This window comes from Kribbella sp. NPDC050124 (genome assembly GCF_044460355.1).
In the GTDB taxonomy this organism is placed as follows: domain Bacteria; phylum Actinomycetota; class Actinomycetes; order Propionibacteriales; family Kribbellaceae; genus Kribbella.
Genome location: NZ_JBITJU010000005.1, coordinates 25,514 through 39,082, shown reverse-complemented (window position 1 = coordinate 39,082; position 13,569 = coordinate 25,514). Strand labels below are relative to the sequence as shown.

Here is a 13,569-nt window from a genome sequence, read left to right as displayed (position 1 = left end):
ATCACTTCCAGTACTTGACCCGCGGGTCCAGCAGCGGGAGCAGGAGGTCGAGGATCAGGACTGCGGTCAGCACGGAGAAGATCGCGATGTTGGTCACTCCAAGGATCGTGTTGAAGTCGAGCTGCTGGATCGCGGTGACCAGCGTGGTCCCGAGCCCCGGGTAGTTGAACAGCTGCTCGACCAGCACGTTGCCGTTGAAGATGAAGCCGAGCGAGATGCCGAACGCGGTGATCTGCGGCAGGTAGCAGTTGCGCAGCGCGTACCGGGTCAGGATCCGCGAGCCCTTCAGGCCTTTGGCCTCGGCGTACACCAGGTAGTCCTCGCCGAGGATCGGGATCATCAGCATCCGGGTGGACAGGATCCAGCTGAACGTCCCGATCAGCACGATCGAGAACGCCGGCAGGAAGCCGTACTTGAGCAGGCTGCCGATGAACTCCGGCGAGATGCCGGGATTGATGCTGGAGTCGTACGCCGATCTGGCCGGCAGCATGCCGAGGGTGTACGCGAAGATGTACACCAGGATCAGCGCGACGAAGAAGTACGGCACGTGCGACAGCGCGATCGACAGGTTGGTCGCGATCCGGGAGCCGAGCTTCCCGCGCCGCCAGCCCGCGATCGCCCCGATCACGACGCCCAGGATCCAGGCCAGCACGGCGGAGATGCCGAGCAGGCCGATGGTCCAGGGCAACGACCTGAGGATCACGGTCTGCGCCGGCGTCGGGTAGTTGATCAGCGACGGCCCCATGTCGCCGTGCAGGACCAGCTTCTCCATGTACTTGACGTACTGGGAGAACAGGTTGCCGTCGAGCCCGAACTCGTGCTGGTACCGCGCGATCAGCTCGGCGCTGGCCTGCTGGTTGTAGATGTAGTTCTGCTGCAGGGTCTGGATCAGCGTCTGGATCGGGTCGCCCGGCATCAGCCGGAAGAAGAAGAACGCGATCGTGAGCGCGCCCCACAGCTCCACCACGTAGAGCCCGAACCGGCGCAGCCCGTACGCCGCCAGCGGATGCCGCGACAGCCAGGCCCGCACCCCCGAGGCGGGTGCGGAGTCCTGGCTCTCGTCGACAGTCACCACCGGCGGGGCCTCCGCCGTCACGCCGGTCCCTTCTGCCCGGTGGCCTTGATCTTGGCGAGCACGAAGATGAAGTGCGGCCACCAGTTCAGCGGCACCTCGTAGAGGTCGTCGTCGGTCGGCCAGCCGGACCAGAACGCGGTGTTGAAGAACTGCGGGTACCCGGTCTGGATCACCGGCAGCAGCGGCAGCTTCTGGAGGTAAATCTCCAGTGCCTGGTCGAGCAGCGGCTTGGCCTCCTCGCTGTTCGGGTCCATCCCGGCCAGCTTCTGGGAGATCTCGTCGAACTGCGGGTCCCGGAACCGCATCTTGTTCCGGCCGGCGGCGTTCTTGCCGATCGGCTGGGCCTTGCTGCTCTCCCAGTCGGTGTAGAGCTGCTCGGGGTCGATGGCGAACCCGGCCCAGCTGGAATCGATGTCGTACTCGCCGCGCTGGAACTTCTGGTCGTGCACGCTCCCGGACAGGCTGCGCAGCGTGGCCGGCACCCCGACCTTGGCCAGGTCGACCTTCAGCACGTTGGCGATCGCGTACTCGTCCTTGTCGACCGGTGCGGGCGTGATGATCTCGAGGTTGATCTCCTTGCCCTTGTACGTCCGCTTGCCGGCGGCGTTCTTCGGGGCGATCTCGTCGAGCAGCTGGGTCGCCTTGTCCAGGTTGTACTCGGTCTTGTACTTGTTCGCGAGCTCGTCGTTCTTCCACTTGTCGTTGGTCGGGTAGTCCGCCCACGGGTAGACCGCCGGCGGCACCTCGACCTGCCACACCGACTTGCCGATCTTCTCGCGGTCCAGGCAGTAGTTGATCGCCTGGCGCATCTTCGGCTCCGAGATCGCGCCGCGGGCCGGGTCGCAGTTCAGCCACAGCACCCGTGGGTTCGGGTCGTGGAACTGCGTGGTCTGCAGCGCCGGGTAGCCGGTGTTGCGCAGCTGCTTGGCGTGCTGCTCGTCGATCGAGCCGACGTCGAACTCCGCCTTCTCGAACGACAGCGAGGCCTGGTCGGCCTGCTTGGACGTGCTCTGGAAGATGACGTACTGCGCCTTGACGTCGAGCTTGTCCTTGTTCCAGTAGTTCGGGTCCTTCTCCCAGACGAACATCTTCTGGTTCCGGATTGCCTGCTTCAGCTTGTACGGACCGGACCGCACCGGCGGGTTGTCCTTGTACTTCGTCGGGTCCTGCGACTTCCAGATGTGCTCGGGCATGATGTTGTTCGGCGCACCGGCGATCGCGGCGATGAAGTTGTAGTGCAGCCGTGGGGTCGGCTTGAGCAGCTTGACCACCGCGGTGTGTGGGTCCGGGACCTCGACGTCCTTCACGAACTCCTTCAGCTCACCGCCGCCGCCGAACAGGTCCGGGCGGTCCTTCAACATCATCACGGTGAACTTGAAGTCGTTGGCGCCCAGCGGCTTGCCGTCGTTCCAGTGCGCCTTCGGGTCGAACTTGATGGTCAGCTCGGTGTGGTCGTCGTTGTACTTGTACTCCGTGGCCAGCCACGGCGTCAGCTTGCCGGTGGCGAAGCTGAGGAAGAACAGCGGCTCGGTGGCGAGCTCGACGCCGGCGCCGCCGGGGGAACCGTTCGGGATCATCCCGTTGAAGCTGTCGAACACGGTGTACTCGACCTGGCCGACGATCACCGACTGGTCCCGCGGGACCGGGATGTTCGCCTTGCCGATCTGGATGGACTTGGTGGCGACGGGTTTGTCGTTGGCGGGCTTGTCGGAGTACGAGCCGCCATCGCTGGAGCAGGCCGCCAGGAAGGCGGTCATCGCAGCCGCGGCACCTCCTCCCAGCATGCTTCGCCGGCTCAACTGGTAGCGGACGACATCTGCGACATCTTCGTACTGGGGGCGCGGTGCTTCGTTCATGACGAAAGTCACCTCCGTTTTCGTTGCGCGGACAGGGCGATCACCGACCGAGAGGTGTGACGGACTATAAGTAGCGTTGACAACGTTGGCAAGAGTTCATTGCCACGTTGGAACAAAGACGCTGAAAGCGCAGGTCAGTGGATATACCAACCTCTGACAACGTTGGTTCGCTCTGCGTGACCACGCTCAGGCGGGACGACGGCGGTTTCGTCACACGCCGCGTCACACGGCGACCGACTTCCATCGGTACGGCGCCCACACCGACGTGGCGCCGTATCAGAACCGCTACTCCAGGGGGAGACATGACGACCAACACGACCGTGGACTTCGAGGCGATCAAGGACAAGCAACGCGCTGCCTGGCAGACCGGCGACTACCCGCGGGTCGGCAACACGCTGCAGATCATCGCCGAGAACCTGGTCGAGGCCGCCGACGTACGGGCCGGGCAACGGGTCCTCGACGTTGCCTGCGGCCAGGGCAACGCGGCGATGGCAGCCGCCCGGCGGTTCGCCGAGGCGACCGGTGTCGACTACGCGCCGAACCTGCTCGAGCAGGGCCGGGAGCGGGCCGCCGCCGAGCACCTGCCGATCACCTACACCGAGGGCGACGCCGAGAACCTGCCGGTTCCGGACGCGTCGTTCGACCTGGTCTGCAGCACCGTCGGCGTGATGTTCGCGCCGGACCACCAGAAGACCGCCGACGAGCTGGTCCGGGTCACGGCGCCGGGCGGCAAGATCGCGCTCGCCAACTGGACGCCGGCCGGGATGATCGGGCAGATGTTCAAGACCGTGTCCAAGTGGGCGCCGCCGCCGGCCGGGGTGCGGCCGCCGACGCTGTGGGGCACCGAGGACCACCTGTTCGAGCTGTTCGGCGACCGGGTCGAGTGGATCACGCTGAACCGGCGCGAGTACGTGTTCCGGTACCACACCCCGGAACACTTCTCCGAGTGGTTCCGGGACTTCTACGGCCCCATCACCCGGCTGGCCGGGACGCTGGACGGCGAGGACCTGCACGAGTTCGCTCGGGAGCTCGCCGACGTACCGCGAGCATTCGACTACGCCGACGACGGCACCGTCGCCGCCCGCGCGGAATACCTGGAAGCAGTGGGAATCCGCCGCTGAGGCGTCACACTGGTCCCCTGGACGCATTTCGCTGGCAGACCCAGCAAATGCGGGGTTCGCCACCCGCACTCCGGGTGGCGAACCCACGAGCTGGTGGGTGAACCCATCAAATCGGCGAAGGGGTGGAGGGGGCCGTGATGGCGACGATTCGGTTGCTTGGGCCGCCGGTGGTCGAGCGTGGCGGGGAGCCGGGTCGTCAACCGCGCGGGCGGAAGGCGTGGGCGCTGCTCGGCTACCTGTTGCTGGCCGAGCGGCCACCCAGCCGCCGCCGGCTCGCCGAGCTGTTCTTCGGCGACGCCGAGGATCCGCTCGGGGCGTTGCGCTGGACGCTGGCCGAGCTTCGGCGCGCGATCGACGTACCCGAGCTGCTGTCCGGGGATCCGGTGGTGACCACGCTCGACGGCTCGACGACGGTCGACGTACTGGAGCTGACCGAACCGTCCGCCGATCCCGAGTCGCTGCTCACGCTCGGTGGTGAGCTGCTCGAGGGTGTCGACCTGGAGTCGTGTCCGGAGTTCGAGTCCTGGTTGCTGGTCGAGCGGCGCCGGATCGCCGGCACGATCGAGGCGCGGCTCCGGCAGAACGCGATCGCCTTGCTCGCAGCCGGGCAGGCGGCGGAGGCGATTCCCTTTGCCGCCAAGGCGGTCGAGATCAATCCGCATGAGCAGGGCAACCACGAACTGCTGATCCGGAGCCTGGCCACCTCCGGTGATCGGGTGCGCGCGCTGCGGCAGATCGCGATCTGCGAGGACCTGTTCCGGCGTGAGCTCGGCATCGAGGTTTCCGGATCGCTCCGGGAAGCAGCGCAGGTCGAGCCGCTCACAGGTCCACCACTCCGCGGGCGGGCTGCCTCCGTCAGTCAGCTGCAGGCCGGCCGCGCGGCGATCGTGGCCGGTGCGGTCGACGCCGGTCTGCAGTGCCTGCGCCAGGCCGCGGCCCTCGCCGTCGACTGCCAGGACAAGACCTTGGAAGCAAGGGCTCTCGCCGCCCTCGGCAGTGCACTCGTACATGCGATTCGCGGGCACGACGAGGAGGGCGCGATCGTCCTGCACGAGGCGATGGCGGTCGCCGACGAAGCCGGTGAACGGGCCACCACGGTGCTGGCGCTGCGCGAGCTCGGGTTCATCGAGGTCCAGGCCGGACGGCGGCAGACCGGAGACGAGTGGCTGTCCAAGGCGCACGCGCTCGCGGAGACCAATGCGGAGTACGCCGCGATCCTCGGCGTCCGCGGGATGAACTCGTCCGACCGGGCCGACTATCGCGCCGCGTTCGAGCAGTTGGGTGAGTCGGTCGAGCTCGCCGCTCGCTGCGGCGATCACCGGCAGCAGGCGTGGTCCCTGGCACTGGTGGGCCGGGCACACCTGCTGCGATCCGAGTACGGCGAGGCCGCCAAGGCACTGGCTGAGACGCTCGACCTCGTCCGGCAGGAACGCTGGATCGCCTTCCTGCCTTGGCCGCAGGCCATGGCCGCCGAGCTTGATCTGTACGCCGGCAAGCTGGACGCGTCGGCCGAGGGGTTCGAGCAGGCTTGGGCGATGGGCTGCCAGCTGAACGACCCGTGCTGGGAAGGGATGGCGGGTCGGGGGTTGGCCTTGCTGCACGCCAGTCGGGGCGACTATCCGGGCGCGACCGAGTGGCTCGATCTCGCGTTGACGCGGGCCAGTCGTGAACCCGACCGCTACCAGTGGGTGCATGCGCACGTCCTCGACACCGCGGTCGGGACCGCGATCGATCGCTCCGACGGCGAACGTGCACAGCACCTGGCCGGCAACCTGTCCTCGCTCGCCGCGCGCTGCGATCTGCGGGAGATGCTCGTGCATGCGCAGCTCCACCTCGGTCGGCTCGGCGACCAGCGGGCTGTCGCGAATGCGCGATCGCTCAGTGCCGAGATCGACAATCCGGCGCTGCGTCAGCTGGCTCAGTCGTAGGCTGCGTCGACCAGCAGCTCGGAGCTACGGTCCGGCTCGTTGAGTACGGCGCGGATCACGTGCCGCTGATCCCACCGCCCGCTTGCCCACGCCAGCGCCTTGGCCAGACCGTCGAACGTCGCCGCATGCGGTGCGCCGTCCTCGTCCACCCACCACGACACCTCGACGCCGTCGACGGTGAGCTCCTCGTGCTCCCACCACGTCGCCGGTACCTCCGGGACCAGCTCACGGACGATCTCCGGCACGTCGGCCGCCGTACCTTCGCCGTCGATCTTGCCCTGGGCAACTTCTTGGGCCATCGGCACGTCGAGCAGGTCGCTCAGCCCGTCCGCCGCGGCGCCGGACGCGACCACGAAACCGCCCAGATCCTCGCGCTGCAACCACATCGGGCCGTCGACGACCACCGCGGCGCCGGCCTCGGTGACGCGGGTCAGGCCGTCGTCCGCGAGGACCCGGACGTGCTCCGGCGCGTCGCCCGGGAAGACGGCCAGGGTGCCGAGCCGGCTCCACAACCGCAGCAGTTCGCTCTCCTCGACGTCGCGCTCCGGATCCGCGAGTCGTTCGAGCAGCAGGCTGATGCCGTCCGCGTCGAGATCGCCGACCTCGCGGACCAGTCCGACCGCGGTACGCACCTCGGGATCGAGCCGAGCCGTCCACTCCGGCGCTTCGTCGAGGAAGCTCGCGAGCACCGGGTCGGCGTCCGGATCGGCTCGCCCGGCCAGGGGTTCGCCGTCCTCGAGCAGCACCCGTTCGCGGATCCACCAGGCGGCGTACGACGGGACGCCGAGTGCCCGGTCGTCGGGCCCGACCACGCGCACCTGGGTGACCAGGGCGCGCCGGAGCTCGGGTGCGGAGCCGAACAGTTCGAGGGCTCGCGGCCAGGCGTCGTCGGTGATCCAGTCGAGGTCCCGGATCGCGGTCAGCTCACCGATCGTCGCGCCGTACCGGGAGCCGTCGGGCGCCACGTCGTACGCCCAGTCCTCGATGCCGTCGAGGTCGGTGAAGGACTCGGGCAGCTCGTCGAGCGCGACGTCCGAGGTGGTGACGACACCGAGGGTGGCGAGGACGCCGACCGCTACCAGCGCGGGCAGTCCGTGGCGGTCGAGCAGCTCGCGATCGACCGGCGCGACCTCGTCTTCGTCGAGGATCGACGCTGCCTCGGATCCTGGGATGACGAGCGCGTTCGCGGGGACGAGGTCGCCCTCGGCGTCGCGGAGCGCAAGGTCGGCGAGCCACCACAGGCCGTCCGCCTGCGCCGGGTCGGCGGCGACCAGGCTCAGGACGGCGTGCGCGATCCCATCCGGGTCGTCGGCCTCCAGCGAGTGCTCGACGGCGGTCCGTACGGCGCTGTCCTCGAGCAGCGTCCGCGGGGTCGCCGGGAGGGCGCCGAGCCGCTCGAGCGCCGGGTCGACCGCGTCGGGGTGGACGATGCGGACGCCGTACTCGCCGAACTCCTTGAGCACGTCGACCGGCAACTCGGGTCCGGGCAGGAGGAGACCACGCACACCCCGCACGAGTCGACCGTCGGCGAGCGGGACCGGGAGGGTGCCGAGGGACTCCCGCAGGAGCGCGTCCGTCACCATGCCGGCGAGCGACGCGTACAACCCTCGCCACCACTCCGGCGCCTGCTGTGCCCCGAGCTGATCAACCACCTCAGCCAACTCGAGCCGGCGCACGCCCAGCGCATCCAGCGCACCCCGAAACTGCAAGCTCGACCGAACCAACCCAGGCACAATCGGCCCCAGCCGCGCGGTGAATGCCTCATCCGCCCCCTCGACCACCACCGCATCCCGCGGCCGAATCACCGCGCCGTCCACCACCACCCGAAGCACCGGCGTATCCGGCAACACGGCAACAATCGCATCCCGAAGCGCGCGATCCAGCGCCCCCGCCGCCAACCCGGTCGGCACGAGCTGAAGCACCTCACCCCCGTCTTCGACCCGCCGCCGCAACAACTCCGCATAAGCGCTGGCCGCTTCCCGCACAAGCCAATCAGTCAACGCCCCCTGCGCCACCTGCCGCCGCGTGGAATCAAGCGGGAACGTTGCCAACAGCAACACCGGCAGACTGAGCGCCTCGTCCGTCGGGGTCGGCGCCTGGACGACCCCGGGTAGCTCGACGGCCTCGTCACTGGGAAGTGCCCAGAGGATTGACCATTGGGGGCGGGTGCGTTCTTCGGTGGGGCGGTCGGCCAGGAGTTGGTCGCGTTGGGGTTCGGTGAAGACGCCTGCCACGCGGTGGATGTGCCAGCGGGACTCGACGTCTTCGAGGACGCGGCGGCCGTGGGTGGTGGCGATCTCGATGCGTTCGAGGCCCGGCAGGGCGAGCAGCAGCGCATCCCCGGCTTCGTCGAGGAGGCGGCGGACGAGGGCGGCCGCGGCTTCGTCACGCAGCGGCAGGATGACCGCGGTGTCGTAGCCCTCGGGCGGCTCACCGGCTGCCTCGAACGGCAATCGCAGTACGGGCACCTGGCCGTTGCGGCGCCGTACCTCGGTGTCGAGCCCAGCCGACCCGAGCCCCGCGATCGTCGCCGCCGTGTCCGCCTTCGAGAACCGCACTCCCCCGGTCCGCGACAACACCACCGGCTCGTCGGTCACCGCGAGGACGGCGGAGAACCCGACACCGAACCGCCCGACCGCAGCCTCGTCCCGCTTCGCCGATGCCCGCAGCGTGGCCAGCGACTCGACCCCCGCCGCGGACAACGGCGCGCCCGTGTTGGCGACGACCAGCGTGTTGTCCCGAAGCTCGAACAGCACCTGCCCCGGCACACCCGCCCGCGCCGCCGCGTCCGCCGCGTTCTGCGCGAGCTCGATGACGACCCGGTCGACGTACCCGCCGAGCGCCAGTTCCTCCTCGGCGTTCGCGTCCTCCCGGAACCGCACCGGCGCCGCCGCCCACCCGGCCAGCACTCGCTCCCGAATCCCGCCTACGCCGAACACGTCGTCAGTCACGCCGTGCAGTATGCCAAGCGTGCCGTCTGAGCCAGGATCGTGCCCGGGCCCCCGGCGTGACGGCTATCGTGGACCGGTGATCGCACCCGGCAGCCGGTACGTCGCCCTCGGCAGCTCGTTCGCCGCGGGTCCAGGAATCAGCCCGATCGCGCACAAGCCGGCGAGCCGCTCGGGCAGCAACTACCCGCACCTGGTCGCGGCCGAGCTGGGTCTCGACCTGGTCGACGTCACCTACTCCGGCGCGACCACGGCGAACCTCCTCGACACCGCGCAGGACGCCGCACCACCGCAGGTCGAGGCGGTCACGCCCGACACCGCCCTGGTCACGATCACTGCCGGAGGCAACGATCTCGAGTACGTCGGGACGTTCATCCGCGGCAGCATGCTCAACACGCTGGCCCGGCCGGCGACCCTCCTCGGCCGCCGGGTCGGGAACCGCATCCGCGCCCGGGTCAGCTACCTCAAGGACGACGCCGCCTACCAGGCCGTCACCGACTCACTGATGACCGTCGTCGAGAGCGTCCGCGACCGGGCTCCGTCGGCGCGCATCATGCTGGTCGACTACCTGACCTTGGTCGGCCCGAGTACCCGGCCGCGTCTCGACGTACCACTGAACGAGGAGCAACTGCCGAGCGTCGCCCTGATGGCCGACGGCCTCGCCGCCGCCTTCGCGAAGGCGGCCGCCACGACGGGCGCCGACCTGATCACGGCGTCGGCGGCGAGTCGGGACCACGCGATCGGATCGCCCGAGCCCTGGACGACCGGGTTCAAACTGCTCGGCGGCGCGCCGTACCACCCGAACGCGGCCGGCATGCGAGCCGTCGCCGACCTGATCCTGCGGACGCTGAAAACGTAATCTCGAACCATGCAGGTACGGCGGGCAACTGAGAAGGATGTGGACGCGGCGGTCCGCACTCTCGCCCGCGCGTTCGAGGACTACCCGATGACGCGGATGGGCCTCGATCCGGACCACTACCTCGACCGGCTCACGCAGTACCAGCGACTCTTCCTGACCCGGATCGGCCTGCCGCACGGCCGGGTCTGGGTCACGTCGGACGTGAGCGCGGTGGCCGTCTGGACCACGCCGGCCACTCCCCCGCACGCCTTCGCTCCGCATGCGGACGCGTTCAAGGAACTGGCCGGCTCACGGGCCGAGCTGGCGGCGGAGTACGAGCAGGCGATGGGCATCTTCCGCCCGCGCGAACCCGTGTGGTTCCTCGCCCTGGTCGGCGTCGATCCCGACCGGCGGAGCCAGGGACTCGGCCGAGCCGTGATCACGCCCGGACTGGCCACGGCCGACGCCGACCACTCCGCCGCCTTCCTGGAAACCCAGGAACCCGCCAACCTCGGCTTCTACGAGTCCCTGGGTTTCACGGTCATCGCCGAGCTGGAGCTCCCGCACCGCGGCCCGATCCACTACGCGATGTACCGCGCGCCGCGCTAGCGGGCCGGCGTGAACACCCAGGGCGTGGTAGTCGTGATGGCCACGAAGCCGAGCCGCTGCAGGATCGGCGAACTGTCGTCGGACGCGTCGACGTGCAAGTACTTGTAGCCAAGCTCGAGCGCCCGCGCGGCACGAACCGCTACCAACGCCTTGTAAATCCCTCTGCCCCGCCACTCGGCCAGCGTCGACCCACCCCACAGCCCGGTGAACTCGGTCTCCTTCCTGTAGACAGCCCAAGCTGCCGACACGACCTGGCCATCCACCTCGGCGACGTAGATGTCAGCCAGCCCGGAGGCCTGATGCCGTCCCAGTTCGTCAGCCAGCCAGGACCAGTCGTCGTTCCAGACGGTCGACTCCATCGCGGCGATCCGCTCGAAGTCCGCAGGCTCTTCCGTACGCCGGATCGAGACACCGTCGACGTGTTCACGCCCGCGCAACCGCTCGACGATGTCCGCGCTCTCCGCGACCAGCACGGTCTCCTGCTCCTCAGGCACGAACCCGGCAGCCCGCAGCCGCTCCGGCAGGTCCGCCGGGAGATCGTGGCCCCGCAGCTTCCACTCGACCGCCTGCCCCTTGGCCGCGAAGAAGTCCCGCTGCCGCGCGATCAGCGCATCCAGCTCGGCCCCGTCGAGCCCCTCCACCGACCGATAGCTCACAAACCCCCGGCTCGGGTACTCGACCCGAATCACCGGTCCGTCCAGGCTCGTCGGCACGCTGCCGCCTTCACTCCCACCCCGCAGTTGCTCGTCGTACGCCGCGAGCAGCTCAATGACCTGTGCACTTCTCGAAGACTCCGTCACAGCAGGACTGTGCCACGAGGCAAGCCGATCCCTCGCCTCATTTCACCGGGTTGCGAGCTTGGTGACTCCGCGCACAACGCTCCGCCACCGTGCGTGCTCCCGCCCCCGCTCAGCCCGGCGATCACGACGCGACGCGCGGGGCTGACGCGGACCGTCACTCAGGTAACGCCGCTCCTTCTTCGCACCCGCGAAGTGGCTCAGCGACACCATCAGGTTCAGCGGTTCCATCGGTCCGTCCTCCAGGTTTCACCGGCACCCGGTCGGCGCCTTTACCCGGACGTCGGAGCGAACCGCGGAATCTTGACATCGCCTCAGCCGGTCTTTTCCGTGGCCAGGACGAGATAGCGGAGCAGAACCTCGAGGCGGAGGCGCTCGCGGACGGACAGGTTGTGGACGAGGTCCCGCTCGACCTGCTGGATTCGGTCGATGCCCTGTTCCCAGAGCTTGTGGCCGGTGGGAGTGAGGGTGGCGACGACCTTGCGGCGGTCGTCGCGGTCGTGGTTCCGCTCGACGAAGCCGCGTTTCTCGAGGGCGTCGAGGCGGTTGGTGAGCGCCGCCGGTGACATCGCGAGCTGCTTGGCCAGCTCCCCCGGCGTCGCGCGGTACGGCGGACCTCCCCGGCGCAGCATGTGGAGCGTCTTGAACTCCCACCACTGCAACCCGAACTCCGCCAGCACCGCCTCCCGGTGCCGATCCAGGTACTTCGTCAGCACCTGCAACCGGGCTGTGATCCCCTCGACCAGCCGATCGAGCTCCGGCACCTCGTCCATCCAGAGGTCGATATGCGCATCCACCGAATCCTTCACCCGTCCAACTTTTCACCGACTGAAGGTTAGTTGTCAAAAATTTCGACGTCGAAATACTCTGCGGACATCAGCACCTCGACCGAGAGGATCTCCGATGGCCCACGTCGCCGTACCCGCCGTCATCTCCGCCGCCACTCAGCTCATGCGCGCCGCCCGCTGGACCGACGCCACCGACCTCCTGCGCGCCGCGGCCACCGACGACCCCGCTGACCGCCGCGCGCTGGCCCTCGCCCGCGCCGAGGTCGCCGTGGACCAGGACTTCGCCCAGCAGACCAGCCACGCACCAGCGGCGCTGGCCGCCGCGTCACAAGCCCTGGAGAATCTGCCCGACGCAACAAACAGCTGGGACTTGCGCATGCTGCACCTGCGCAAGGACTACTCCGACCGGTTGTTCGGCCCACGCGACGAGGCCGGCGATCGGACCACCGGTGCTGAGTTGTCCGGGCGCGTCGTACAACTGCGGGACGACGCAGCCGACGACAGCAGGCGCGGGTTGGCATCGTTCTACGCGGGCGTGATTGCCGACAATCTGCTCGGTGACCACGAGGAGGCGTTCGGGCACTACAAGGATGCGCTCGCGCTAGGCGAGCGGGCGAGCGACGACCTGCTGGTCTCGTTGGCGTTACGGCATCTCGGGGATCACGCGCACACAGCCGGCGATCTGCAGGGCGCGCGGGAGCAGTGGGAGCGGTCGACCGAACTCCGGCAGCAGGTGGGACATCTGCTGGGCGCATTGGCGCAGCAGACGCTGCTCGCGGTCTTGCTGAAGGACGAAGGCGACGTGGCCGGGTCGCGCGCGCTGGCCACCGAGATCAACCGCTGGTCGAACCAGGTCGGCTTGACGTTCATCAGCAAGCAGACCGCCGAGCTGATGAGCTCAGATGCGAAAGGGTAAGCCGAACTCGGCGGGGACGCCGGGGCTGTAGAGCACGTGGTCCGGTTCGCGGTTCAGGTCGGTGAGGCCGACTGAGGCGAAGAGGCCGCGGTCCTCGAAACGGAGCAGGTCGGCCGTGTGGAGGGACCAGGCCGGGTGGTGGTTCGGGAGGTACCAGGTGCGGCCGGCTCGGTGGATGTGGAGGCCCCAGCGGGCGGTGAGGAAGTCTTCGAGAGGACCTGGCCCCACCGGTCGGCCTACCTGGACTTCGACTGTGGCGCCGACTCGGCGCAGTGTCGAGGTATAGGCCTGGTGGTTGCCGTCGACAACGTGAGTCATCCGGGCCCAGCGGTACGGGAGGCCGAAGACGGTCCGGGCGGCCGCGACGACGGCCAGGCGGTCGGCGTCCAGGCTGAGGAAGACGACCCCGCGCCGGCCGGTGGTGTCGACCGAGTACAGCCGGATGTTCGTCTCGAGGAAGCTCCCGAAGTACGGTACGGCGGGACCGCGAGCCGACCCGGTGTCGGTCATCCGGAACGGCACCAGGCCGACGTACGTGTGTCCTTCGAACGTGTCCGGCCGGACCCCCGGCGGAAAGAAGTGCGCGACCGCCGCCGGTTCCACGGCCCAGTGCAGGAACGTCAGGTCACGCCACCACTGGCGCAGGATCCGAGGTCGCCGGAGCGCGGGCGCCTCGGGCCAGCTCGCCTCCAC

General features: G+C 68.9%; 12 protein-coding genes. 5 read left to right on the top strand and 7 right to left on the bottom strand.

Annotated features, from left to right (window positions below; all coding sequences use genetic code 11):
• Position 1: 1 nt before the first annotated feature.
• Both ACIBL3_RS14880 and ACIBL3_RS14875 read right to left on the bottom strand, forming a co-directional pair.
• The gene (locus ACIBL3_RS14880) at positions 2–1,096 is read right to left on the bottom strand and encodes an ABC transporter permease (protein WP_396353836.1); all 1,095 of its coding nucleotides are present in this window, start codon (positions 1,094–1,096) and stop codon (positions 2–4) included.
• Complete coding sequence (locus tag ACIBL3_RS14875) at positions 1,093–2,931, bottom strand: ABC transporter substrate-binding protein (RefSeq protein WP_396353835.1); 1,839 nt, start codon at positions 2,929–2,931, stop codon at positions 1,093–1,095. Before ACIBL3_RS14875 ends, ACIBL3_RS14880 begins: the two co-directional genes overlap by 4 nt.
• Positions 2,932–3,233: 302 nt before the next feature.
• On the opposite strand from ACIBL3_RS14875, the gene ACIBL3_RS14870 reads away from it, so the two are divergent.
• Together ACIBL3_RS14870 and ACIBL3_RS14865 are read left to right on the top strand one after the other, a co-directional pair.
• Positions 3,234–4,052: a class I SAM-dependent methyltransferase gene (locus tag ACIBL3_RS14870; RefSeq protein ID WP_396353834.1), complete on the top strand. Its 819-nt coding sequence runs from the start codon at positions 3,234–3,236 to the stop codon at positions 4,050–4,052.
• A 137-nt stretch (positions 4,053–4,189) separates the two neighbouring features.
• A complete protein-coding gene (locus tag ACIBL3_RS14865) occupies positions 4,190–5,980 on the top strand; it encodes a BTAD domain-containing putative transcriptional regulator (protein ID WP_396353833.1) in 1,791 nt (596 codons plus the stop codon).
• On the opposite strand, the gene ACIBL3_RS14860 is transcribed toward ACIBL3_RS14865, so the two are convergent.
• Positions 5,971–8,931, bottom strand: coding sequence for a sacsin N-terminal ATP-binding-like domain-containing protein (locus tag ACIBL3_RS14860; protein WP_396353832.1), 2,961 nt, complete (start codon positions 8,929–8,931; stop codon positions 5,971–5,973). The two genes, ACIBL3_RS14865 and ACIBL3_RS14860, sit on opposite strands and share 10 nt — an antisense overlap.
• 76 nt (positions 8,932–9,007) lie before the next feature.
• Between ACIBL3_RS14860 and ACIBL3_RS14855 the strand changes: the two genes are divergently transcribed.
• Positions 9,008–9,787: an SGNH/GDSL hydrolase family protein gene (locus tag ACIBL3_RS14855; protein ID WP_396353831.1), complete on the top strand. Its 780-nt coding sequence runs from the start codon at positions 9,008–9,010 to the stop codon at positions 9,785–9,787.
• Positions 9,788–9,796: 9 nt separating this feature from the next.
• Complete coding sequence (locus tag ACIBL3_RS14850; protein WP_396353830.1) at positions 9,797–10,375, top strand: GNAT family N-acetyltransferase; 579 nt, start codon at positions 9,797–9,799, stop codon at positions 10,373–10,375.
• Here the strand turns inward: ACIBL3_RS14850 and ACIBL3_RS14845 are convergent.
• The 3 genes from ACIBL3_RS14845 to ACIBL3_RS14835 form a co-directional block, all read right to left on the bottom strand.
• Complete coding sequence (locus tag ACIBL3_RS14845) at positions 10,372–11,175, bottom strand: GNAT family N-acetyltransferase (RefSeq protein WP_396353829.1); 804 nt, start codon at positions 11,173–11,175, stop codon at positions 10,372–10,374. The two genes, ACIBL3_RS14850 and ACIBL3_RS14845, sit on opposite strands and share 4 nt — an antisense overlap.
• A 42-nt stretch (positions 11,176–11,217) precedes the next feature.
• Positions 11,218–11,403: a hypothetical protein gene (locus ACIBL3_RS14840; RefSeq protein ID WP_396353828.1), complete on the bottom strand. Its 186-nt coding sequence runs from the start codon at positions 11,401–11,403 to the stop codon at positions 11,218–11,220.
• Between the two features lie 83 nt (positions 11,404–11,486).
• Entirely contained in the window at positions 11,487–11,981 is a 495-nt protein-coding gene (locus ACIBL3_RS14835; protein ID WP_396353827.1) for a MarR family winged helix-turn-helix transcriptional regulator, read from the bottom strand.
• 94 nt (positions 11,982–12,075) lie between these two features.
• Here ACIBL3_RS14835 and ACIBL3_RS14830 point away from each other — a divergent pair, with 94 nt between their 5' ends.
• Complete coding sequence (locus tag ACIBL3_RS14830) at positions 12,076–12,876, top strand: tetratricopeptide repeat protein (protein ID WP_396353826.1); 801 nt, start codon at positions 12,076–12,078, stop codon at positions 12,874–12,876.
• Here ACIBL3_RS14830 and ACIBL3_RS14825 read toward each other — a convergent pair.
• The gene (locus tag ACIBL3_RS14825; protein WP_396353825.1) at positions 12,859–13,569 is read right to left on the bottom strand and encodes a YqjF family protein; all 711 of its coding nucleotides are present in this window, start codon (positions 13,567–13,569) and stop codon (positions 12,859–12,861) included. The two genes, ACIBL3_RS14830 and ACIBL3_RS14825, sit on opposite strands and share 18 nt — an antisense overlap.

Excerpts from the sequence above, each read along its gene's own strand:
- ACIBL3_RS14875 (WP_396353835.1), bottom strand. The coding sequence starts at position 2,931 with ATGAACGAAGCACCGCGCCCCCAGTACGAAGATGTCGCAGATGTCGTC.
- ACIBL3_RS14870 (WP_396353834.1), top strand. The coding sequence starts at position 3,234 with ATGACGACCAACACGACCGTGGACTTCGAGGCGATCAAGGACAAGCAA.
- ACIBL3_RS14865 (WP_396353833.1), top strand. The coding sequence starts at position 4,190 with ATGGCGACGATTCGGTTGCTTGGGCCGCCGGTGGTCGAGCGTGGCGGG.
- ACIBL3_RS14850 (WP_396353830.1), top strand. The coding sequence starts at position 9,797 with ATGCAGGTACGGCGGGCAACTGAGAAGGATGTGGACGCGGCGGTCCGC.
- ACIBL3_RS14840 (WP_396353828.1), bottom strand. The coding sequence starts at position 11,403 with ATGGAACCGCTGAACCTGATGGTGTCGCTGAGCCACTTCGCGGGTGCG.
- ACIBL3_RS14830 (WP_396353826.1), top strand. The coding sequence starts at position 12,076 with ATGGCCCACGTCGCCGTACCCGCCGTCATCTCCGCCGCCACTCAGCTC.